Here is a 20,983-nt window from a genome sequence, read left to right on the forward strand (position 1 = left end):
TTTTACCTTTCCGGCGCGGCTCGGGGCCATGGGACGCGCGCATGGGTAGCGGCGCTCAGGAAGTTGCCAAGGAATTGGTTCTTCACCGATCCGCCTGAATCTGTTGTGCAGGCAAGCCATTTCACGCCAGCTGTGATGAATCCGTTTAAAGGCTTGCCAGGGTCGCCCGGCTGGTGCCGTTGCCCTGCGGCTCCACCTGGATCTGCACCGGAATGCGCTCGTGCATCTCCTGCACGTGGGAGATCACGCCCACCCGGCGGCCCAGCGCCTGCAGGCCGTCCAGGGCCTCCATGGCCAGGGCTAGCGACTGGGGGTCGAGGCTGCCGAAGCCTTCGTCGATGAACAGCGACTCGATGACCAGTTCGCTCGAGGCCATGGAGGCGAGCCCCAGCGCCAGGGCCAGCGAGACCAGGAAGGTCTCGCCGCCGGAGAGCGAGTGCACCGAGCGCCGCTCGTCGCCCATGTCGGTATCCACCACCAGCAGCCCCAGCGGGCTGCCGCCGCGCACCAGGCGGTAGCGGCGGCTGAGCCCGGCCAGGTGGGCGTTGGCGTGCTCGAGAAGCTGCTCCAGGTTGTAGGCCTGGGCGATGCGCCGGAATAGCTTGCCGTCGGCGGAGCCGATCAGCTCGCTGATCTGGCCCCAGCGGCGGTAGTCGGCCTGGGCCGCCTCCAGCTCGGCCTCCCCCTCCCGCTGCCGCTCGCGGCGCCGGTCGTCGTCGTTGAGCGCATAGAGGGCGGTGTCCCGCGCCCGCTGGGCCTCCTCCAGCTGCGGTGCCAGGCGCTGCTGCTCCTCTTCCAGGGCCGTGCGGCGCCCGGTCAGCTCGCGATCCATCGCCTCGGCCAGCTGCGCCTCTTCCGAAGCATCCGGTGCCTGCTCGCGGCGGTGTGCCAGCAGCGCCCGGCGACGTTCGGCCAGGGTGGCGGCGGCGCGCTGCCGCTCCTGCTCGGCCGCCTCGATACGGCGCTCCTCCTCCTGGGCCTCGTCGTCGGACTGGGCCAGCAGCCTCGCCAGGGTGGCATCATCCAGCTCGGGATGGGCGCGGCGCCAGGCGTCGAGCTCCTCGCCTAGCATTTGCCGTTCCTGACGCAGGGCGTCGAGCTGCTTGGCGTCATGCGCCTGCTGCTGGGCGAGGCGCTGCGCTTCCCGCTGGGTCTCGTGCAGGCGCGTCAGGGCGCTATCCCGGGCCTGGCGGGCGCGTTGCTGACGGGCCTCGAGAGCGTGCTGCCAGGCATCCGGCGAGGCGTGCTCGCCAAGCCGGGCGGCGAGGTCGCCGGCCAGCGCCTCGCGCTCGGCGCGCAGCGGCGGGAGCTGCGCCTCCCGCTCGGCAAGCGCGTTCTCGACCGTTGTCTTCTCGGTTTCCAGCCGGGTGAGCGCCAACTGACCCTGGCGTAGCGTCTCTTCCAGGGGGGCCAGCTCGGCCTCGGCCTGGGCGATGCCGTCCAGGGTCTGCCGGTGGTGCTTGCGCTGCGCGTCGCTGGCCTCACGCTGGGCTTCTAGCCAGCCGTCGCGCTCGGCGTCGCTCACGGCGGCAAGCTCGGCGTGAAGCGGGTGCGCCTCAAGCGCCGCTCGGGCGTCGTCATGCTGTCGCTCGGCCGCTTCCAGATCCCGCTGGCGTTGCGCCAGGGCGGCCTCCACGGCGCGGTATTTGCCCAGCAGGGTGTCGCGCTGGGCCTGGGCCGCATCGCGGGCCTGGCAGGCGGCGTCGAGCTGGCGGACCTCTTCGGCTTCCTGGGCGGCGAGCTGGGCGGCCTCCGGGGTGGCCGGTGGCCGCTGGCGCCAGGGATGATCGAGCCCACCACACACTGGGCAGGGCTCGCCCTCCTTCAGGGCCTCGCGCAGCCTCGCCACGCTCTCGCTGCGCACGGCGCGGCTACGCTCGACCTGCTCGGTGACGATCTCGAGGCGCCGCTGGGCATCGTTGAGGCCCTGGCGGGCGGTCTGGCCGTCACGCAGCAGCTGGTCGCGGCGCACTCGGTCCTGTGCCGCCTGGTCGGCCAACCGCTGCCGTGCTGTCGCAGCGCGGGCGTGCTCGTGCCGGCGGCTGGCCAGCTCGCTCAGCGCCAGGTGGCGCTGGGCCGCCCGGTCGTGGTCCCGCTGGGCGGCCTGGCGGGCGTCATCCAGGCGTGGGTGAGTGCCCACTAGCTGCTCGAGACTGGCCCGCCAGTCGTCGTGCTTCTGTTGGCGGGCGCGCTGGGCATCGAGGGCCTCGCGATGGCGGTCGGCGAGTTTGGCGGCCTGGGCCTGCTGCTGGCGGTGGTGTTCGGTCGCCTCGGCGAGGCGATGCGTCAGGGTGGCCAGCCGCTGGGCCAGCTCACGGGCCTCGCGCAGCGCCGGCTCGGCCCGTTGGCGGGCGTCGCCGGCCTCGGTCAGGGTCTGCTCGGCGGTCTGTTTGTCGCGTTGCGCCGCCCGCTGTGCCGACTCGGCCTCTGCTAGCGCCTGCTGGGTCTCGGCGTGGGTCCTCTCCAGCGCGGCGATTTCCGCCGGCAGTTCGGCCCGGCGGGCGAGGGCGTGGCGCCGGGGCGCGATGAGCCGGCACCACGCTTGGTCGGCGCGGCGGTCAGCGAGGGCTTGCCACCCTTGTTCGGCCGCCTGCTGCCGGGCCAGGCCCTCGCGGTAGGCCTCGGCCAGGCGCCGGTCCTCCTCGTGCCAGCGCTGCTGGGTCTTGAGCGCTTCTTCCTGGCGAAGCAGGTGAGTGAGTGCTTGCCCGGTCGCCTCCGCGGCGCCTTCCAGCGTGGCCCGGGTCTCGGGGTCGGCGGGCAGGTCATCGGCGAGCCGGGCCTGCAGGGCGTCCACGGCCCGTTTCGCCTGGGAGGCGCGGCGGTAGGCGGCCATGGAGATTTGCGAGTATTCCTGGGTGCCGGTGAGGCGCTCCAGCAGGTCGCTGCGGGCGTTGTCGTCGGCCTGGAGGAAGGCGGCAAACTCGCTCTGGGCCAGCAGCACGGCGCGGGTGAACTGGTCGAAGGTCAGCCCCAGGCGCTCGGGCAGCAGGCGTTCGAACTCGCGCTTCTGGGCGGTGAGCAGGCGGTCGGCGTCCAGGTCGGTGAGCGACTGCTCGGCGGCCTGCAGGCGGCCGGTGGCCTTCTCCCGGGCGCGTCGCACCGCCCAGCGGGCGCGGTAGCGGCGGCCGTCGCGGCCCAGGAAGTCCACCTCGGCATAGCCGCTGGCGGTGCCGCGGCGCAGCAGGGTGCGCGCATCGCTGGTGGTCAGGGTGGAGTCTGCGGTGTCGTCGATCTGACTCTCGCGGCTCGGGGCCTGGCGCAGCCGCGGAGTGCTGCCGTAGAGCGCCAGGCAGAGGGCGTCGAGCAGGGTACTCTTGCCGGCGCCGGTGGGGCCGGTGATGGCGAACAGGCCAGCGTCGCGCAGTGGGGCCTCGGTGAAGTCGAGGGTCAGCGGCCCGGGCAGGGAGGCGAGGTTGGCCAGGCGCAGGGCGAGGATCTTCATGGGCGGCCCTCCCCGGGACGGTCATCGGCGTCGTCGCCCTCCAGGACATCCTGGCGCAGCCGTTCGAAGTCGGCGAGCACCTCGGGGCCGGGCGGCTCGCCCAGCGCGCCTGCCAGGTGCGCTCGAAGAGCCGGCGGGGCCCCAGGGTCTCCAGGTCGACCCGCGGCTGGACCGTGTCGCCTTCACCCCGGGGCAGCCGGCGCTCCAGGCGCAGCAGGCGCAGGGCGCGGCCCTCGAGCGCCGACTCGATCCGGGCGCGCAGATCGGGGATCGGCGCCTCGAGCGTCACGCGAACCTCCAGCCAGGGCCACTGCTCGCGGGGCAGCGCCGGGTCGTCCTCCAGCGCGGCCAGCTCGGCCAGCACCTCTTCCAGCGGGGCGGGGCCCAGGCGGTGCATGGCCACCGGCCGGGGAACGGGAATCGCCGTGGCATCGACCAGCGCTTCGTCCTCCAGGGTCACTTCCACCACCTGGTGGGGGTAGTCCACTTCGCTGAAGTCCAGGGGCAGGGGGCTGCCGCTGTAGCGGATGCGCGCCTCGCCCACCCGCTGGGCGCGATGCAGGTGGCCCAGCGCCACGTAGGCGAGGTCGGCGGGGAAGAGGGCGGCGGAGATCGACTCCTCGCCGCCGATCACGATGGGGCGTTCGCTGGCCTCGGAGACGGCGGCGCCGTGCAGGTGGGCGTGACTCATGGCCACCAGCGCCTGGCCGGGCTCGCGCTTGTCGCGGGCCGCCTCGATCAGCTGGCGATGCACCCGGCCGATGCCGGCCACGTAGTCGTTGCGGGGGCTGTCGCGCGAGGCGGTGTCGTCGGCGGGGTCACGGGCCAGGCCGGCGCCGGTGACCTCGGCGGGCCGCAGGAAGGGCAGCGCCAGGCACCAGGCGCGGGTCTCGCCCGCCTCGTCGGTGAGCGGCACCAGCAGGCGTTCGGCGTCCAGGGTGCCGTCGTCGCGCCAGCCGACCCGGCCCAGGGCGTGGGTGCGCAGGCGGTGCATCAGCGGGGCGGGCAGCTCCACGCGGTTGCCGCTGTCGTGGTTGCCGGCGATCAGCACGATATCCAGCATCGGCAGCCGTGCGTGGGCCGCGACGATGAAGTCGTAGAGCAGCGCCTGGGCGGCGAGCGAGGGGTTCACTACGTCGAAGAGGTCACCGGCCACCAGCAGAGCGTCGGCCCGGCGTTCGGCCAGGGTGTCGAGCAGCCAGGTGAGGAAGGCGCGATGCTCGGCGTGGCGCTCCTGGCCGTGGAAGCTCTGGCCCAGGTGCCAGTCGGCGGTATGGATCAGCGTTAACATGGGCAGTGAGGCTCCCTTCCCTGGCTGGCGTCCAAAGGCGATAGTCTACGTGACTCGACAGCGGCTGTTCAGGCCCCCGGAGCCATCCTTAGGGTGATCGCATGATGCAACGTTTTCTCATCGAGCGGCTTCTGATTGGCCAGGGGTGACCGGTGGGAGGGCGGCTTTGCCGCGCGAAGGCGCCGTCAGGCGTCCATTCTCTGGCAGCGCTGGGCGCTGCTTCGCCCGCTGAAGCGGCCTCCCACAGGAGGAATCACCCCTAGACGAGAGGTATGCTTGTCGTGCGATCGCCCTGGAGCCATCCCATCGGTGCTGAGCTGGCGACAAGCCGAGTGCAACGTTGAAGAACCCTCAGGAGTTCCCATGTCACGCGCACCCCTTCACGACTGGCACCTGACGCCGACCCAGGCCATCGCCCTGCAGCGCCGCCTGGCCGGCCGCGTCGAGCGTGAGGATCGCCTGGATCCGGTGCGCCATGTCGCCGGGGTGGATATCGGCTTCGAGCAGGACGGTGCCGTCACCCGGGCGGCGGTGGTGGTGCTGGCCTGGCCGCCGGAGGAGGGAGGCGCCTTCCGGGTGGTCGAGGAGGCGGTGCACCGGGAGCCGACCCGCATGCCCTACGTGCCGGGGCTGCTGTCGTTTCGCGAGGTGCCGGCGGCGCTGGCGGCTTTCGAGACGCTCGCGACCCGGCCGCAGCTGGTGATGGTGGACGGCCAGGGCATCGCCCACCCGCGCCGGCTGGGGGTGGCCTCGCACCTGGGGCTGTGGCTCGACCTGCCCACCATCGGAGTGGCCAAGTCGCGGCTCTGCGGGCGGCACGCGGAGCCGGGGCCGGCCCGGGGCGACTGGGCGGCGCTGACCGATGGCGCCGACGACGAGGTGATCGGCGCTGTGCTGCGCTCGCGGGTAGGCGTGAAGCCGATCTTCGTTTCGACCGGCCATCGGGTGTCGCTTGCCACGGCGCTGGAGTGGGTGGTGGGGTGTCTCGGTCGCACCAAGCTGCCGGAGCCCACTCGCCTTGCCGATCGCCTGGCCTCGCGGCGCGGTGGCTGAATCGCCGAGGCGTCACACGATATCCAGCGGCTCCTTGCGGGCCGGGGCCGGAAAAGCGGCGTCGAGCCGTGCCAGGGCCTCGGCGTCGAGGGCGACGTCCAGAGCTGCGGCGTTCTCTTCCACATGCTTCGGCTGCACCGCCTTGGGAATGGCGATCACGTCGCGCTTCTCCGCCACGGGCCGAATCGCCCAGGCCAGCAGCAGCTGCGCCGGGGTGATGCCGCGTTCGCCGGCCAGCGCCCGGACCTCGGAGTGGCCGAGCAGGTCGCGGCGCAGCCGGCCGGCCTGGGCCAGCGGGCAGTAGGCCATGGTGGGGATGCCCTGCTGGCGCTGCCAGGGCAGCAGCGAATGCTCGACCCCCGGGAGCCCAGGTGGTAGAGCACCTGGTTGACGGCACAGTCGCTGCCGCCGGGCAGGGCGTGCAGCGCGGCCATCTCGTCCACGTCGAAGTTGGAGACGCCGAAGCGGCGGATCTTGCCGGCCGTGCGCAGCCGCTCGAAGGCCTCCAGGGTCTCCTCCAGCGGGATATTGCCCGGCCAGTGCAGCAGGTAGAGGTCGAGATAGTCGGTCTTGAGGCGGCGGAGGCTCGCCTCGCAGGCGGCGATGGCGCTGTCGCGGCCGGCGTTCCAGGGGTAGACCTTGGAGACCAAAAAGGCGGCCTCGCGGCGCCCCGCGAGGGCCTCGCCGACGATCTCCTCGGCGCCGCCGTCGGCGTACATCTCGGCGGTGTCGACCAGCGTCAGGCCCCGTTCGAGCCCCAGCTGCAGGGCGCGGACCTCATCGCGGCGCGGGGCCAGCCCCTCGCCCAGGAACCAGCTGCCCTGGCCGATGGCCGGCAGCTCGATGGCGGCGTCATGTGCGGTGGCGCCCAGGCGCACCCGGGCCGGCGTCGGTGTGGGCATGCGGAGAGCTCCTTGTGGAAAAGTTTTCCATTATTTTGCAGGGGGCGGCTGACGAAGGCAATGTCATGATCTATGGTGTGGAAGGGAGGTGGCGCGCTGCGCCACCTGTTGGATCGTGGCCAGTGTTCATCATGGCCGAGCTTAACGGCAAGGAGTCGACATGAGCATCAAGAAAACTGCAAGCGCCGTCTGGGAGGGCGGCATCAAGGATGGCCAGGGTCGCGTCTCCGCCCAGAGCGGCGCGCTCCAGGACGTTCCCTACAGCTTTGCCAAGCGCTTCGAGGATGCACCGGGCTCCAATCCCGAGGAGCTGATCGGTGCGGCCCACGCCGGCTGCTACTCCATGGCGCTGTCGCTGATCATGGGCGAGGCGGGGCTGACGCCGGAGCGTATCCGCACCGAGGCGAGCGTGTCGCTGACCCCTGACGGCGACGGCTTCAGCATCACTGCCATTCACCTGGTCACGCGGGTCAAGAGTCCGGGGGCCGACGCGGCCGCCTTCGAAGAGGCGGCCAACAAGGCGAAGGAAGGCTGTCCGGTGTCGCGGCTGCTCAATGCCGAGATCACCCTGGATGCGGCCCTGGAAGACTGAACCCTCGTCTCTCCTCCTGGCCCCCGCGACGGGGACTGCATTGCCATAGCGTCAGCGCGGCCGCCCTCGGGCGGCCGCCTTCAGTTCGTCAGCCGGCGACGGGCGGCCTTGATCAGGCCACGGATCAGCCGCTGCTGGGGGCGGTTGAAGATCAGCCACTCCGGGTGCCACTGCACGCCGATCAAAAACTCGTGGTCGCGGGATTCGATGCCCTGCACCAGCCCCTCGCGGTCGCGGGCGACGATCTCGATGCCCTCGCCGGTCTCCTGCACCGCCTGGTGATGCAAGCTGTTGATGCGACACCAGCTGACACCGAGCAGGTGATGCAGGTGGCTGTCGGCGACGATGTCCACCGTCTTGCGGGGTAGCACGGTGCGCCGGCGCTTGAGGCCCTCGTGGGTGGTGTAGATGTCGGGGTCCAGAGTGCCGCCCAGATAGACGTTGAGCAGCTGAGCGCCGCGGCAGATGCCGAGCACCGGCTTGCCCTGGGGGATGAAGCGTTCGATCAGCTCGAGCTCCAGCTCGTCGCGCTGAGGGTCGACGCGCACATCGAGCTGCACCTCGCCGCCGTAGAGGTGTGCCTGGATGTCGTCGCCGCCGCCGATGATCAGGCCGTCGAGCTGCTCCGGCAGCGGCCGCGAGGGCGAGAGGCGCAGCGGTCGCCCGCCGTGGCGCCAGACGGCGAACCAATCGAACCACCAGGCGATGCGGCTCTTGTAGTCGGAGGTGGTGATGCCAATCAGCGGTCGTCTCATGAGGTGGCCCGCCCCTCCCGCAGCCAGTCGCGCACCCGCAGGAACAGCCGGGTCAGCGGCGATAGGGTGTGGTAGCGCACATAGCGGCGGGCGCGCTGGTGGAGCTGGTCACGGTCGGCGGCGAGGCGTTCGACTTCCACCCAGCGGTTCCACTCCAGCGTGGCCCCCCAGTCGGCTTGCGACAGCTGGGCGTTGGGCAGTCGGTAGTGGTAGGTCGGCCGCGCCTTGACCAGTCTGTCGGTGAACAGCTCGTGGGGATAGTCGGGGCGCAGATAGGCGAACAGCGGATAGAGGTCCAGCTCGCGATTGCGGGTCGGGTTATAGTCGATGTAGTCGGCGATCAGGCAGTCGAGGTCGGGAGCGTAGTCCGGGTCGAGCACCTTGAGCGCGTACTCCTTGGGGAAGGGGTTGGCATGGGGCAGCACCTCGCGGGTAATGTCCACGTCGATCTCCTCGCGCAGCCACTGGGCGAGCAGCAGATAGGCGCGCAGCTGGTCGAGCAGATGCGGGATCTCCAGGCTTGCCACCTCGGGGTTGAGGTGTAGGCCGAAGCCGTAGAGCAGGCTGGCGTCGGTGCCCTTGGCGCCATGGGCGTGCAGGGCGGCGAACAGGGCGTCGAGCTCGCCGAGCTCGTCCCAGGGCACCGGTGGACAGACGATCTCGGTGGGCACCAGGCCGGTGACCACGTCGCCGATCAGCTCGCGGGTCTTGTTGTGGAAATCCAGGCGCATCTGATGACGCTGGCGCTCCCACTCGGTGTCCTTGCGGGGCACCTCCTCGAGCACCTTGCTGTCGGGGTGGGCATACTGGGTGTCGAGCTCGATGGTGAAGCTGCCCCAGCGGGTGTCGACCACCTTCTGGCGGTGGGGGCTGATCAGTTCGATCTCCCCACCGAACAGCTCACGCACCAGCTCGGCGGTGGCCTGGGGGGGAGGCCGGCAAACTCGATTTCCACCCCCACGCGGCGGGGCTCTCCTTGGAAATTCAGTGTCTCGGGTGGTGATTGCGGTGACATGGGGGCATCCTGTGCGATTCGAGCGGCGATCGCCTGTCAGCCTACCATAGCGTTGTCCCGGCTCGGCAGGCAGCATGGTGAGAGGGCGGCAGGCGCCGTGCCGCTCCGCAGAATCACCGCGACCAGAGGCGACGATCAATGGAGGGATGGAGAGGCGATGCCAGCTGATTTCCTGCAGGCGCTGACACCGGGCCGGCGACCAGCCGGCCTGTGGGCGTGGCTGCTGTGCGTGATGGCGGCGGTGCTGCTGATGGCCGCTGCTCCGTCAGCCGCCCAGACGCTGCCGCTCACCGGCCTGGGCGCCGACGCCGAAGGCCCGGAGCACGATCCCAGGGCGTTCCAGCAGTCCCTGGAGGAGGTGATCGAGACCCTGGAGGACGCCGAGCAGCGCGGCGCGCTGCTCGAGAGTCTGCGTGACCTGCAGCGGGTGCATGCCGAGAGCACCGGTGAGGTCGGTATCGCCCCCGCCAGGGGCTGCTGGGAGCGCTGGCGGAGACCCTCAGCGACCTGGGGGAGCAGGCCGAGGCCGGGGAGTCGCCCATCGATGACTGGCAGCGGCAGCTCGAACAGGGCTGGTCGGATCTCAGCGACCTGATGGTGGAGACCGGCACCACCCAGCTGATGCACGTGGTCATCGACAGCGCGGTGCTGCTGGGCATCTGGGCGGGGCTGCTGGTGATTCTGATCGCCCTGGGACGGCTGCTGTTTCTGCGCCGGCGGATGCCGCTGGACCTGCCCCGGGACCCGCGGGGCTGGCTGCTGGCGCTGCATTTCCTGCGGCGCATGCTGCCCTGGGCGCTGGCCTTCGTGCTGGTGCTGGGCCTGGCGCAGCTGCTCCCTCACAGCCCGGGGCGTGCCATGGCGCTGGTGATCGCCTATGTGTCGCTGTGCGGTCGGGCGCTGTCGGTGGTGGTGGAGTGCGTGGTCTCGGTGTTCACCCGTGGCCACCGCTTCTGCGCGGTCAAGATCCTGCAGCAGCAGGGGTTGCGCCTGCTGTTCGTGATCGGGGCGCTGATCGCACTCGGCGATGCGCTCAACTCCGAGCGGCTTTCGGTGATGATCGGCGACGATCTGGCGGCGCTGGGCTCGGTGCTGGCCAATATGCTGGCGGCGCTGCTCAGCGTGCGCTTTATCCTCAAGTTCAAGCGACCGATCAAGCACCTGATTCGTAACCGCCCCTGGCGGGTGCGCCGGGAAGGCGGTTCCGGGCCCGATCTCGCGCGGATCATCGGTGGGCTCTGGCATGTGCCGGCGCTGCTGGTGGTGGGGGGCTCGCTGCTGGCGATCTTCGTGACCGTGGGCGATGTGGGAACGGCGCTGGCCCGCTCGATCGTGACCTCCGCACTGCTGGTGCTGACGCTGGTGATCACCGGCTTGATTCGTCGCCACGGCGAGCGTCGCAGCAAGCGGCGTCGACTCAGCGACTATCGCCGTCGGCTGGAGCGCTTCGGCTACGCGCTCTCGCATATGCTGACCTGGATCGTCTTCGCGGAGCTGTCGCTGCAGGTGTGGGGCGGCTCGCTGTTCGGGATCGGCCAGGCCGGGGTGGCCGGCGCGCGCATCGGCCAGGCGCTGCTGGCGCTGGGCTTCACCGTGCTGCTGGCCTGGCTGGCATGGATCTTCGCCGACACCGCCATTCAGCGGGCGCTGATCTCGTCGGGGCGCTCGCGCGGGCGGCGGGTCAACAAGGCGCGGGCCCAGACCATCACGCCGATGATTCGCAACGTGATCTTCGCCACCATCGTGGTGATCGCCGGTATCGTCGGCCTGGCCAACCTGGGGGTGAACGTCACGCCGCTGCTGGCCGGTGCCGGCGTCATCGGCCTGGCGCTGGGCTTCGGTGCCCAGACCCTGGTGCAGGATCTGATCACCGGCATCTTCATCATCATCGAGGACTCCCTGGCGGTGGACGACTTCGTGCAGATCAACGGCCACATCGGCACCGTCGAGGGGCTGACGCTGCGCACCGTGCGGCTGCGTGACCTGGACGCCGTGGTGCATATCATCACCTTCAGCCGGATCGAGTCCATCCACAACATGTCGCGGCAGTTCGGTATCGCCCTGATGCGCCTGCGCATTCCCCATACCATGAAGATCGATGATGCCATCACCCTGATGCAGGAGACGGCGCTGGAGCTGCGCCAGGATCCGATGATGCGCCACCATATCTGGTCGCCGCTGGAGATGCAGGGTATCCAGGCCTTCGAGGATGGCTGCCCGATCCTGCGCATGCGCTTTCGCACCGCCCCGGAGATGCAGTGGGACGTGGCGCGGGCCTTCAACCTGCTGCTCAAACAGCGCATGGAGGCCCAGGAGATCGATCTGGACATGCCGCGACTGAGCATCAGCATGGAGGGACGTGGCGCCAACAGCCTGGAGGGCGACGAGCAGGCGCGGCAGCGCGATGCCAAGGGCCGCGAGACGGGCGAGGCGGGGGTGGCCGATCCGCATGGTGACACCAGCGCGCGTGGCGCCTCACCCGATGGAGCGTCGCCGACGTGATCCGCGTCGAGCGTCGCGATGGCTTCCACCTCAGGATCTCCCGGGTGCTCAAGGAGGAGACCTCCCACCGCCTGGATGTCTTCCTGTTCGTGCCCGGCGAGCTGGGGCTCAACGACCATGTGATCTCGGAAGACGCTTTCTATCACGGGGCCATTCATGTCAAGCGGACCTACTACAGCGACAAGCACCACCTGCCGCTGGTGCTCAGCCGCCTGGCCAGCCGCGGCAAGCTCAGCACCGAGCAGTACCGCCTGAGCCTGAGCCTCTACGCCTACCAGTACGCGGTGGCGCTGGAGCGGGCGACCCAGGAGCTGCTGCACACCGCCGAGGAGGCCGTCGAGAAGGCCGAAGCCCAGGCCGCGGCCGAGTCGGGGCGAGCCGAGACGCGCCGCGCCGACCAGGCGCGTCTGGCGGAGCAGGCCGAGCGCTTCAATGCGCAGCTTGAGGAGCTGTGCGAGCTGGCCCAGAGTATCCTCAGGCGCCTGCGGCGCCACCGGCCTAGCGAGGAGAGCCTGCATGAGTACTACGCCAACATCGACAACTACCTCTCCTGGTTCACCGAGCAACGCCTGCTGGCACTGGTGGCGCATTTGCCCCGCGGCAAGGGCTATCGGGCCATTCGCAACCGCCTGCTGGCGATCTGTCAGGCCGAGAGCGAGCATCGCGAGCGAGCCGAGTACAATTCGGCCCGGGTCACCCGCGACCCCACGCGGATGTCCAACAAGATGCGGCTGCTGCGCCGCCTGATCGAGTACCCGGTGACCCTCAAGCAGCAGAGCCAGGAGCTCGGCAGCGGCGAGCAGAAGGCGGTCAAGGGGCTGGCCACGGCGGTGGTGATGATCTTCGTGTCGCTGGGATTGCTGCATGCCCGTGACACCCTGGGCGATATCACCGCGCTGTTCGTGCTGGCCATGGCGGTGCTTTACGCCATGCGCGAGGTGTTCAAGGACGATCTGCGCAACACCCTGTGGCGCTGGCTGCGTCGTGGGCGCCCCAAGTGGCGACGCCAGTACCTGGACGCCACCAGCAATGCCCTGGTGGGTCGCCAGCTGGAGTGGTTCGACTATAAGCGTTTCGCCCGGCTCGACGAGGAGATCCAGCGGGTGCGCAAGCGCAACGTCGCCCAGCGTGAGGAAGTGGTGCTGCACTATCGGTCGAGTTCGCGGATGTCGCCGACACGCTTCCTCAGCGGCTACGAGAAGACCCGCGAGACGCTGTCGCTGGACCTGTCGCTGTTGGCGCGTCTGATGGACAAGGGCAAGCACCATGTCTATCGGCTCAAGGATGGCCAGGTCTCACGGGAGTCGGTGGAAAAGCGCCACCTCTTCAACCTGGTGATTCGCGAGGAGGGGGCAGCGCCGAGCCGACGCTGCAGCGGTGGAAGATCGTCATGAGCCGTTCGCGGATCGTCGATGTCGAACGGGTCTATCAGGAAGGCGCCGACGACCAGGAGGAGAGACGCGATGCGCTCACCGCTCAAGAAGTTGCTGGCACCGCTGGAGTGGCTGGCCACAAGGCTCGGTCCCTCGCCGCAGGTGACTCGCCCACCCGACGAGCAGGCCCGGGTCGACCGCGAGTGTGAAGGGCTTGCGCTCTACCACTTCCGCGGCTCCCCGGAATCCATTCAGGTGCGTCGCGAGATCATTCGCCTGGGGCTGACCATCGAGGTGCGCGATGCCCAGCTCGATTACGATCATCGCCAGACCCTGGAGAAGCAGGGCGGCAGGCTGGAAGCGCCCTGCCTGCGCATCGCCCGCCCGGGAGGCGACGAGTGGCTCTATGGTCCCGAGGCAATAAAGGCCTATCTTCACCGCCATTTCAGCGCCTGAGGCCGTCCATGTTGTTGTATGTCAAGGATCCACCGTTGATACCTTGCTACGCTGAAACGCCTTGGCCCGGATTGAGAGAGTCGCCGACCCGGGCTAGAGTCAAACTAGATTATCCCTTGATCTGACGACCCAACGCTGGAGAAGCCACCATGCAAGCTGCCGATGTCATGACGCCCAACGTCATCACCGTGTCCCCCGAGGCGGACGTCCAGGAGATTGCCCGTCTATTGCTCGACAACAACATCAGCGCACTGCCGGTGGTGGACGATGACCAGAAGGTGGTCGGGATCGTCAGCGAAGGGGATCTGATGCGCCGGGTCGAGACTGGCACCCAGCGGCGCCGTTCCTGGTGGCTGCAGTTGTTCGAAGGCAACAACGCGGGCGAATACGTCAAGACCCATGCGCGCAAGGCCCACGAGATCATGACCCGCGACCCGGTGACCATCGCCGAGGACGCCTCGCTGCGCCAGATCGCCAAGCTGCTGGAGAAACGCCATATCAAGCGGGTCCCGGTGGTGCGTGACGGTCGCCTGGTGGGCATCGTCAGTCGTGCCAACCTGCTGCGCGGCTTCTCCGCCAGCGAAGCGAACGCCGAGCCGTCGGTCAGCGCCGACGATCGTGAGATTCGCGACGCCATCCTCAAGGAAATCGACGACAATACCGGCGTCTGGGTCGATCGGATCAACGTCATCGTTGCCGATGGCGCGGTACAGGTCTGGGGCCTGGTGGAGAATCAGGACGAGCGGATGGCCGTGCAGGTAGCCGTCGAGAACACCCCGGGGGTGAAGTCGGTGGAGAATAATGTCGGGCTGGTGCCGCGGGGCGTGGGCGGCTACTGAGCCAGCCGGCAACGTGAGCGCAGCGGGGCGGCCCAAGGGCCGCCCCGCTGCGCATTGGGCTGGCCTCAGCCGATCTGTGCGAGGGCGGCTTCCAGATTGGCCAGGCTGCGCTGGCGATGGTGCAGCTTGTCGAGGCCGAACAGGCCGATGCGGAAAGCCCGGTAGTCGTCGCCTTCATCGCACATCAGCGGCACGCCGGCGGCGATCTGTACGCCGGCCGCGGCGAACTTGCCGGCGATGCCGGGATCGTCGGTGTAGCGCACTACCACCCCCGGTGCCTCGAAGCCGGGCGCGGCCACGCTGCGATAGCCGTACTCGGCCAGCAGGGCGCGCACCCCCTCGCCCAGGGCCAGCTGCTCTTCGCGCACCTTGTCGAAGCCATAGGCATCGGTCTCGGCCATGATGTCGCGCAGCCGAGCCAACCCGTCGGTGGGCATGGTGGCGTGGTAGGCGTGGCCGCCGGCCTCATAGGTCTCCATGATGCCGAGCCACTTCTTGAGGTCGCAGGCGAAGCTGCTGCTGGTGGTGGCCTCGATGCGCTCACGCGCCAGCTCGGAGAGCATCACCATGCCGCAGCAGGGCAGGCCGCTCCAGCCTTTCTGGGGGGCGCTCACCAGGATGTCGACGCCGGTGGCCTGCATGTCCACCCACAGGGTGCCGGAGGCGATGCAGTCGAGCACGAAGAGCCCGCCCACCGCGTGGACGGCGGCGGCAAGACGCTTGAGGTAGTCCTCGGGCAGGATGATGCCCGCCGACGTCTCCACGTGGGGGGCGAAGACCACCTCGGGGCGCTGCTCGCGGATGGCCTGCTCGACCTCCTCGATGGGAGCCGGGGCGAAGGGGGACTGCGGATCGGCCGGGTCCAGGCGACGGGCCTTGAGCACCGAGACCGAAGCCGGGATGTCACCCATCTCGAGGATCTGGCTCCAGCGGTAGCTGAACTGGCCGTTGCGCACCACCAGGCAGCGCTTGCCGGCGGCGAACTGGCGCGCCACGGCCTCCATCCCGAAGGTGCCGCTGCCGGGCACGATCACCGCGCTATGGGCGTGATAGACCCGCTTGAGCGTGGCGGAGATATCGCGCATCACGCCCTGAAAGCGCTGGGACATGTGGTTCAGCGAGCGGTCGGTGTAGACCACCGAGTATTCCAGCAGCCCATCGGGGTCGACATCGGGTAGCAGGCCGGACATCTTTCTCTCCCTATTTCTTTCAGTGTAAGGATTCAAGCCACTGAGGATAGGCGCAACGACCGCCGCGGGCCAGGGGGATATGCTGGCGGCGGCGGTCCGGTCGAGGCGGCGGGGGCGCGAACGCCGGCGGGGTTCGCTACCCAGGTGGCATTAGGGGCTGCAGTAGTAGAGCCGGGCGGGCAGGATGTTGAGCAGCTCGAAGTCGGTCTCCACGGCGGAGAAGACACGACGCAGGTCGGCCAGCACCCGCGAGGAGAACTGGTAGATCAGCATGGAGCCGTCGGGCGAGAGGGCACCGGCGGTGCCCGTCAGGATCCGCTCGCGAATCTCCGCCGGCATGGTGCTGAAGGGGATGCCCGCCAGGACATAGTCGGCCGGGGGCAGTCCCAGGCGCTCCAGCTCGGCTTGAACGTTCTCAGCCGAGCCGTTGACCACCTGCAGGCGCGGGTCGGGCAGCGACTGCTCGAGAAACTCCACGAAGTCCTGGTTGGTCTCCAGCACCAGCAGCGTCGAATCCGGCGGCATGCGGCGCAGCAGCTCGCGGGTGATAGTGCCGACGCCGGGGCCGAACTCCACGACCACTCGGGCATTCTCCCAGTCGATCTGATCCAGCAGGCGCCTGACCAGGAAGGGGGAGCTGGGAATGATCGAGCCGAGCATCTTGGGGTGCTTGAAAAAGTTGCGTGCGAACAGCGAGAGCTGGGCGCGTCGCTGGGGTCCTGCTACCGCCTTGGGTCGGTCTTGCGCCGTCATGGGCCTGCCTCCTGCATATGGACGAAACATGCTTCCACTCTAGGCTAGTCAAGGCTCCCAGGAAAGAACGGGTTACGTTGCCGCCGCAGCAGGCCCCGCCCGGCGCGGGAGAGATTGGGCCCGGGGCGTTGGCTTCGTGTCGACGGTTCATGAACTCGCAAAAACATGCCCAGGCTGGCATAAAGATCCCTCGGCGAATTCTCGGTCACCCTGCGGGAAGCGTTGATGTCTGTGCAGGATACGATTTGTCGGAGTCGGATGAAGGGTGTGCCGCGTTTCCTCGGAGTTGAAAGGTCTAGGTGATATGCAAGATGTGTTGATCATTGGCGGCGGCGTCATCGGTATGATGACCGCCTGGCAGCTGGCCGAGGCCGGTCGTACCGTCACCTTGCTGGAACGCCGGCGGTGCGGCGAGGAGGCCTCCTGGGCCGGGGGTGGCATCGTCTCGCCGCTCTACCCCTGGCGCTACAGTGAGCCGGTCTCCAGCCTGGCGCGCTTTGCCGAGCAGGAGTATCCGCGACTGGCCGCCCGGCTGCTCGAGGAGACCGGCATCGATCCCGAGTATCGCCAGACGGGGCTGCTCTATCTGCGCGTCGAGGATGGCGACCGGGCCTTCGAGTGGGCGCGCCGACTCGGCAAGCCCCTCGAGGCGGTCAGCGCCGATCTGATTTACGAAAAGGAGCCCTGGCTGGCCGCGGGGATCGAGTCGGGGCTGTGGATGCCGACCCTGGGCAGCATCCGCAATCCGCGTCTCTGCCGGGCGCTGCGGGCTCGGCTGATGGCGCTGCCGGGCGTGACCCTCGAAGAGGGGCAGGAGGTCGAGCGGCTATGCGTCGATGAGGGGCGGGTGACCGGGGTCGAGACGCCCCGCGGGCACCTTCCGGCCGGTCAGGTGGTGCTATGCGGCGGGGCCTGGAGCGGCGTGCTCCTCGGCCGTCTTGGCGTCGCGCTGCCGGTTCGCCCGGTAAAGGGCCAGATGATGCTGTTTCGCACCCCGCCGATGGCGGGGGCAGGCAGCTGCTCGAGCGGGTGGTGCTGGCCGACGGTCGCTATCTGATCCCCCGCGGGGACGGACGGGTACTGATCGGCTCGACCCTGGAAGAGGCCGACTTCGACAAGACGCCGACCGCCGACGCAAGAGCGTCTCTGTACCAGAGTGCGCTGGCCATGCTGCCGGCCCTGGCCGACTGTGCGATCGAGCATCACTGGGCGGGGCTGCGGCCGGCCGCGCCCGATGGCATTCCCTTCATCGGCGCGGTGCCCGACATCGAGGGGCTCTACGTCAACGCCGGGCACTACCGCAACGGCCTGGTACTGGCGCCGGCGGCGACCCGGCTGCTGGTCGATATCCTGCTCGAGCGGCAACCGAGTATCGACCCTGCCCCCTATCGGCTCGAGCCCCTGGCCAGGACGGAGTGCCCCGGGGCCTCAGCCCGGCAGCGGGTTCACGCTAACGGCTAATTGCCCTGCGCCGCCTGGATGGCGGTCAGGGCGATGGTGAAGACGATGTCGTCCACCAGGGCGCCGCGGGAGAGGTCGTTCACCGGCTTGTTGAGGCCCTGCAGCATGGGGCCGACGCTGACCACCCGGGCGCTGCGCTGCACCGCCTTGTAGGTGGTGTTGCCGGTGTTGAGGTCGGGGAAGACGAACACCGTGGCGCGACCCGCCACCGGCGAGTCCGGCGCCTTCTGGCGCCCCACGCTTTCGATGGCCGCGGCGTCGTACTGCAGCGGGCCGTCGATCAGAAGCTCCGGGGCCTGCTCCCGGGCCAGGCGGGTGGCCTCGCGCACCTTATCGACGTCGGCCCCGCTGCCGGATTCGCCGGTGGAGTAGCTGATCATCGCCACCCGCGGCTCGATGCCGAAGGCCTGGGCCGAGCGGGCGCTCTGGAGGGCAATCTCGGCCAGGGTCTCGGCGTCCGGGTCGGGGTTCACCGCGCAGTCGCCGTAGACCACCACCTGCTCGGGCAGCAGCATGAAGAAGATCGACGACACCTGGCGGTAGTCGGGGGCGGTCTTGATCAGCTGGAAGGCCGGGCGCACGGTGTTGGCGGTGGTGTGAACCGCGCCGGAGACCAGGCCGTCCACCTCGTCGAGTGCCAGCATCATGGTGCCGAGCACCACGCTGTCCTGCAGCTGGGCCTCGGCGGTGAGCGCGTTCACCTTGCCGCTTCGGCGCTCGACCATGGGTGCCACATAGCGGCCGCGGATGCGGTCGGGTCGATGATCTCCAGGTCGTCGGGCAGTTCGATGCCGCGGTTGCGGGCCACCTCCTCGACCTCCTCGCGGCGTGCCAGCAGCACGCAGCGGGCGATGCCGCGGCGCTGGCAGATGGCGGCCGCCTCCACGGTGCGCGGCTCGCTGCCCTCGGGCAGGATGATGCGCCTGTCCGCCTGCTGGGCGAGCCTGACCAGCTGGTGGCGGAAGGCCGAAGGGGAGAGGCGCCGGGCGTAGCCGCGACTGAGGTGCTCCTTGAGCCACTCGAGGTCGATATGGCCAGCGACGAAGCGGGTCACCTGCTCGGCGCGCTCCAGGTCGTCCATGGGGATGTCGTTGCCCATGGCGCCCAGGTGCTTGGCGGTGGTGAAGCTGTCGGTGTCCACCGCCAGCACCGGCATGCCGGTCTTCAGCGCGGGCCGGCACATCTCCACCATGTTGTCGTTGGGCATGAAGCCGTTGGTCAGCAGCACGCCGGCCATGGGGACGCCGTTCATGGTGGCCAGCGCCGAGGCTAGCACGATGTCGTCACGATCGCCCGAGGTGACGATCAGGCTGCCGGGGCGGAACACATGCAGGGCGTTGGCGGCGCTGCGTGCGCACAGGCTGGTGGAGAGCACCCGGCGGCTGGCGGCCTCGCCCTCGCTGAGAAAGCGTGCGCCCAGCGCCCGGGCCACGTCCAGCACCCGCGGCGCCACCAGCGCCGGGTTGTAGGGCACCGCCCCGATCAGGTGGAAGCGGTCGGTGGCCAGCGCCGGCGAGTAGCGGCGCAGCTCGGTGAGCAGCTCGTCATCCAGGGCGGGGCTGGCGGTGCCGGGGATCAGGGCGGGGCTCTCCTCGGCGCCGGGTAGGTGGCGCATGCGCATCAGGATGCAGCCCAGGGTGCGCGTCGAGCCCACGCCGCCGAAGGCCCGGGCGTGCATGTCGAGCTGCTCGGCCAGCGCCTGGGGGTCGCGCATGTCGCCGCTGCCCACCAGGATGATCCGCGCATTCAGGGCATGGGCCAGCTGGGCGTTGAGGGCCGTGGCATAGGTGCCGTGGGAGGTGGGTACCAGCCCCTCCACCACGATCAGGTCGGGGCGGCTGCCCTCGTGCGCCTCGACGGCCTGGTCGTGCAGATCGATCACCTGCTCCATCAGGACGTCCAGGCGATCCTGGCGGACCAGGCGCTCCAGGTGGGCCTGGTCGAGCGGGCTCGGCGGGCGCAGGCCCAGGGTGCTGCCGACCAGCGCCGTGGAGCGGTCGGGGCCGGGGCCGTTGAGCTCGTCCTGGCGAAACGGCTTGAGAAAGCCGGCCTTCAGGCCGACGGTGTCCAGCGCCTGGATCAGGCCCAGGCTGGCCGAGGTCAGGCCGACGCCTTCGCTGGTGGGCACCATCAGCAAGACCTGGGGCTGGGGACGGGCGTTACGCGGAGTCATGCATGACCCTCCTGGAGAAGCTGGCGGGTTTCGTCGGCGATGCGCCCCTCTTCATCGGTGGGAATCACCCACAGCTGAGGGCCGCCGGCGTCGATGCGGCCTTCCCCGCCGCGAATAGTGGCGGCGTTGGCGGCGGCGTCCAGGCAACAGCCGAAGTGGGGCAGTGCCGCGACCACCCGCGTGCGGACCTGCGGCGAGTTCTCGCCGATGCCGCCGGTGAAGACGATGCCGTCCAGGCGGGGCAGGGCGCAGGAGAGGGCGGCCAGGGACTTGGCGATGCGGTAGCAGAACACCTCGATGGCGAGTGCCGCTGCGGCGTGGCCCTCGTCGGCGGCGACCTCCAGTTCGCGCATGTCATTGGTCAGCCCCGAAAGGCCCAGCAGGCCGCTGCCGCGGTTGAGCACCTCGTCGATGCGCGCCAGGCTCCAGCCCAGCTGGCGCGCCAGGTGGGCGTGCAGGCCCGGGTCCACGTCGCCGCTGCGGGTGCCCATCACTAGGCCTTCCAGAGGCGTCAGACCCATGCTGGTATCGCGGCTCTGGCCCTCCCACACCGCGGCGGTGGAACAGCCGTTGCCTAGGTGGGCGGTCAGCCAGCCGCCGCCTGTCAGGCCGCTCAAGGCGTCCGCACGCTGGCTGACGTAGGCGTGGCTGGTGCCGTGGAACCCGTAGCGGCGGATGCCGTGATCGCGATAGAGCGCCTCGGGCAGGGCGTAGCGGTAAGCGTGGGGCGGCAGGGTCTGGTGGAAGGCGGTATCGAAGACCGCCACCTGGGGCAGCTCGGCGAACACCTGGCGGGTGGCCGCGATGCCCTGCAGGTTGGCGGGATTGTGCAGCGGGGCCAGCGTGGCGGTGGCCTCGATGGCGGCCACGACCTCATCGTCGATGCGGGCGGCACGGGTGAAGCGCTCGCCGCCGTGGACGATGCGGTGGCCCACGGCGCCGGGCCGCCGGCCCTCCAGGCGCGCCAGTATCGCCTCAAGGGCGGCGGTGTGATCGGCGCCGGGCAGCGCCTGGGTGTAGGCCTCACCCCGGCTGTCGGTGCCCTTGAGACGGGCGTCGCTGCTGCCCAGCCGCTCGGCCAGACCGGCCAGCCTCGGCTGGTCGGCGGTGGCCGGCACCAGGGCATACTTGATCGAGGAGGAACCGCAGTTGATGACCAGCACCGGTGCGTTCATCGAGTCTCCGC

Annotated in this window: 13 protein-coding genes and 6 pseudogenes; 9 read left to right on the forward strand and 10 right to left on the reverse strand. The window is 69.6% G+C overall.

What is annotated here, in order from left to right:
- Positions 1-145 precede the first annotated feature (145 nt).
- Together ACSJDS_RS07200 and ACSJDS_RS07205 are read right to left on the reverse strand one after the other, a co-directional pair.
- Complete coding sequence (locus ACSJDS_RS07200) at positions 146-3,442, reverse strand: AAA family ATPase (RefSeq protein ID WP_473032672.1); 3,297 nt, start codon at positions 3,440-3,442, stop codon at positions 146-148.
- Positions 3,443-3,608: 166 nt separating this feature from the next.
- Positions 3,609-4,733 (reverse strand): annotated as a pseudogene (locus ACSJDS_RS07205) (exonuclease SbcCD subunit D); the annotation flags it as partial.
- A gap of 363 nt (positions 4,734-5,096) precedes the next feature.
- Between ACSJDS_RS07205 and nfi the strand changes: the two are divergent.
- A complete protein-coding gene (nfi, locus tag ACSJDS_RS07210; RefSeq protein ID WP_473032673.1) occupies positions 5,097-5,786 on the forward strand; it encodes a deoxyribonuclease V in 690 nt (229 codons plus the stop codon).
- Positions 5,787-5,798: 12 nt separating this feature from the next.
- Here the strand turns inward: nfi and ACSJDS_RS07215 are convergent, their stop codons facing one another.
- A complete protein-coding gene (locus tag ACSJDS_RS07215; protein WP_473032674.1) occupies positions 5,799-6,095 on the reverse strand; it encodes an aldo/keto reductase in 297 nt (98 codons plus the stop codon).
- A gap of 119 nt (positions 6,096-6,214) precedes the next feature.
- Positions 6,215-6,688 (reverse strand): annotated as a pseudogene (locus ACSJDS_RS07220) (aldo/keto reductase); the annotation flags it as partial.
- 14 nt (positions 6,689-6,702) lie between these two features.
- Here ACSJDS_RS07220 and ACSJDS_RS07225 point away from each other — a divergent pair.
- Complete coding sequence (locus ACSJDS_RS07225; protein ID WP_473032675.1) at positions 6,703-6,852, forward strand: hypothetical protein; 150 nt, start codon at positions 6,703-6,705, stop codon at positions 6,850-6,852.
- Positions 6,849-7,280 (forward strand): OsmC family protein, encoded by a 432-nt coding sequence (locus ACSJDS_RS07230; protein WP_473032676.1) that lies wholly within the window; start codon positions 6,849-6,851, stop codon positions 7,278-7,280. The genes ACSJDS_RS07225 and ACSJDS_RS07230 overlap by 4 nt, the downstream gene beginning before the upstream one ends.
- An 80-nt stretch (positions 7,281-7,360) precedes the next feature.
- Here ACSJDS_RS07230 and ACSJDS_RS07235 read toward each other — a convergent pair whose 3' ends face one another.
- Both ACSJDS_RS07235 and ACSJDS_RS07240 read right to left on the reverse strand, forming a co-directional pair.
- The gene (locus ACSJDS_RS07235) at positions 7,361-8,035 is read right to left on the reverse strand and encodes a gamma-glutamyl-gamma-aminobutyrate hydrolase family protein (RefSeq protein WP_473032677.1); all 675 of its coding nucleotides are present in this window, start codon (positions 8,033-8,035) and stop codon (positions 7,361-7,363) included.
- A pseudogene (locus tag ACSJDS_RS07240) lies at positions 8,032-9,050 on the reverse strand (amidoligase family protein). The gene ACSJDS_RS07235 and the pseudogene ACSJDS_RS07240 overlap by 4 nt, the downstream one beginning before the upstream one ends.
- 157 nt (positions 9,051-9,207) lie before the next feature.
- Here ACSJDS_RS07240 and ACSJDS_RS07245 point away from each other — a divergent pair.
- The 5 genes and pseudogenes from ACSJDS_RS07245 (at position 9,208) to ACSJDS_RS07265 (ending at position 14,220) form a co-directional block, all read left to right on the forward strand.
- Positions 9,208-9,645 (forward strand): hypothetical protein, encoded by a 438-nt coding sequence (locus ACSJDS_RS07245; protein ID WP_473032678.1) that lies wholly within the window; start codon positions 9,208-9,210, stop codon positions 9,643-9,645.
- Complete coding sequence (locus tag ACSJDS_RS07250; RefSeq protein ID WP_473032679.1) at positions 9,645-11,552, forward strand: mechanosensitive ion channel family protein; 1,908 nt, start codon at positions 9,645-9,647, stop codon at positions 11,550-11,552. The genes ACSJDS_RS07245 and ACSJDS_RS07250 overlap by 1 nt, the downstream gene beginning before the upstream one ends.
- Positions 11,549-12,999, forward strand: a pseudogene (locus ACSJDS_RS07255) (hypothetical protein); the annotation flags it as partial. The gene ACSJDS_RS07250 and the pseudogene ACSJDS_RS07255, both read left to right, overlap by 4 nt.
- A gap of 16 nt (positions 13,000-13,015) precedes the next feature.
- Complete coding sequence (locus ACSJDS_RS07260; RefSeq protein ID WP_473032680.1) at positions 13,016-13,381, forward strand: glutathione S-transferase N-terminal domain-containing protein; 366 nt, start codon at positions 13,016-13,018, stop codon at positions 13,379-13,381.
- A gap of 149 nt (positions 13,382-13,530) precedes the next feature.
- Entirely contained in the window at positions 13,531-14,220 is a 690-nt protein-coding gene (locus ACSJDS_RS07265; protein WP_473032681.1) for a CBS domain-containing protein, read from the forward strand.
- A gap of 65 nt (positions 14,221-14,285) precedes the next feature.
- On the opposite strand, the gene ACSJDS_RS07270 is transcribed toward ACSJDS_RS07265, so the two are convergent.
- Positions 14,286-15,410 carry an aminotransferase class V-fold PLP-dependent enzyme gene (locus ACSJDS_RS07270; protein WP_473032682.1) on the reverse strand — a complete coding sequence of 375 codons (1,125 nt, stop codon included), beginning with the start codon at positions 15,408-15,410 and terminating at the stop codon, positions 14,286-14,288.
- Positions 15,411-15,560: 150 nt separating this feature from the next.
- Positions 15,561-16,163, reverse strand: coding sequence for a class I SAM-dependent methyltransferase (locus tag ACSJDS_RS07275; protein WP_473032684.1), 603 nt, complete (start codon positions 16,161-16,163; stop codon positions 15,561-15,563).
- A 304-nt stretch (positions 16,164-16,467) separates the two neighbouring features.
- Here ACSJDS_RS07275 and thiO point away from each other — a divergent pair.
- A pseudogene (gene thiO / locus ACSJDS_RS07280) lies at positions 16,468-17,624 on the forward strand (glycine oxidase ThiO).
- Here thiO and pta read toward each other — a convergent pair.
- Together pta and ACSJDS_RS07290 are read right to left on the reverse strand one after the other, a co-directional pair.
- A pseudogene (pta, locus tag ACSJDS_RS07285) lies at positions 17,621-19,797 on the reverse strand (phosphate acetyltransferase). The pseudogenes thiO and pta sit on opposite strands and share 4 nt — an antisense overlap.
- Positions 19,794-20,972 (reverse strand): acetate/propionate family kinase, encoded by a 1,179-nt coding sequence (locus ACSJDS_RS07290; RefSeq protein WP_473032685.1) that lies wholly within the window; start codon positions 20,970-20,972, stop codon positions 19,794-19,796. The pseudogene pta and the gene ACSJDS_RS07290 overlap by 4 nt, the downstream one beginning before the upstream one ends.
- Positions 20,973-20,983: the final 11 nt, after the last annotated feature.

The sequence above is a fragment of the Halomonas sp. SL18_1 genome (assembly GCF_055755715.1).

What these genes read in the sequence shown, in the direction of transcription:
- ACSJDS_RS07270 (WP_473032682.1), bottom strand. Translation starts at nt 15,410, where the DNA reads ATGTCCGGCCTGCTACCCGATGTCGACCCCGATGGGCTGCTGGAATAC.
- ACSJDS_RS07215 (WP_473032674.1), bottom strand. Translation starts at nt 6,095, where the DNA reads ATGGCCTACTGCCCGCTGGCCCAGGCCGGCCGGCTGCGCCGCGACCTG.
- ACSJDS_RS07235 (WP_473032677.1), bottom strand. Translation starts at nt 8,035, where the DNA reads ATGAGACGACCGCTGATTGGCATCACCACCTCCGACTACAAGAGCCGC.
- ACSJDS_RS07290 (WP_473032685.1), bottom strand. Translation starts at nt 20,972, where the DNA reads ATGAACGCACCGGTGCTGGTCATCAACTGCGGTTCCTCCTCGATCAAG.
- ACSJDS_RS07250 (WP_473032679.1), top strand. Translation starts at nt 9,645, where the DNA reads ATGGTGGAGACCGGCACCACCCAGCTGATGCACGTGGTCATCGACAGC.
- ACSJDS_RS07265 (WP_473032681.1), top strand. Translation starts at nt 13,531, where the DNA reads ATGCAAGCTGCCGATGTCATGACGCCCAACGTCATCACCGTGTCCCCC.
- ACSJDS_RS07200 (WP_473032672.1), bottom strand. Translation starts at nt 3,442, where the DNA reads ATGAAGATCCTCGCCCTGCGCCTGGCCAACCTCGCCTCCCTGCCCGGG.
- ACSJDS_RS07230 (WP_473032676.1), top strand. Translation starts at nt 6,849, where the DNA reads ATGAGCATCAAGAAAACTGCAAGCGCCGTCTGGGAGGGCGGCATCAAG.
- nfi (WP_473032673.1), top strand. Translation starts at nt 5,097, where the DNA reads ATGTCACGCGCACCCCTTCACGACTGGCACCTGACGCCGACCCAGGCC.
- ACSJDS_RS07260 (WP_473032680.1), top strand. Translation starts at nt 13,016, where the DNA reads ATGCGCTCACCGCTCAAGAAGTTGCTGGCACCGCTGGAGTGGCTGGCC.
- ACSJDS_RS07275 (WP_473032684.1), bottom strand. Translation starts at nt 16,163, where the DNA reads ATGACGGCGCAAGACCGACCCAAGGCGGTAGCAGGACCCCAGCGACGC.
- ACSJDS_RS07245 (WP_473032678.1), top strand. Translation starts at nt 9,208, where the DNA reads ATGCCAGCTGATTTCCTGCAGGCGCTGACACCGGGCCGGCGACCAGCC.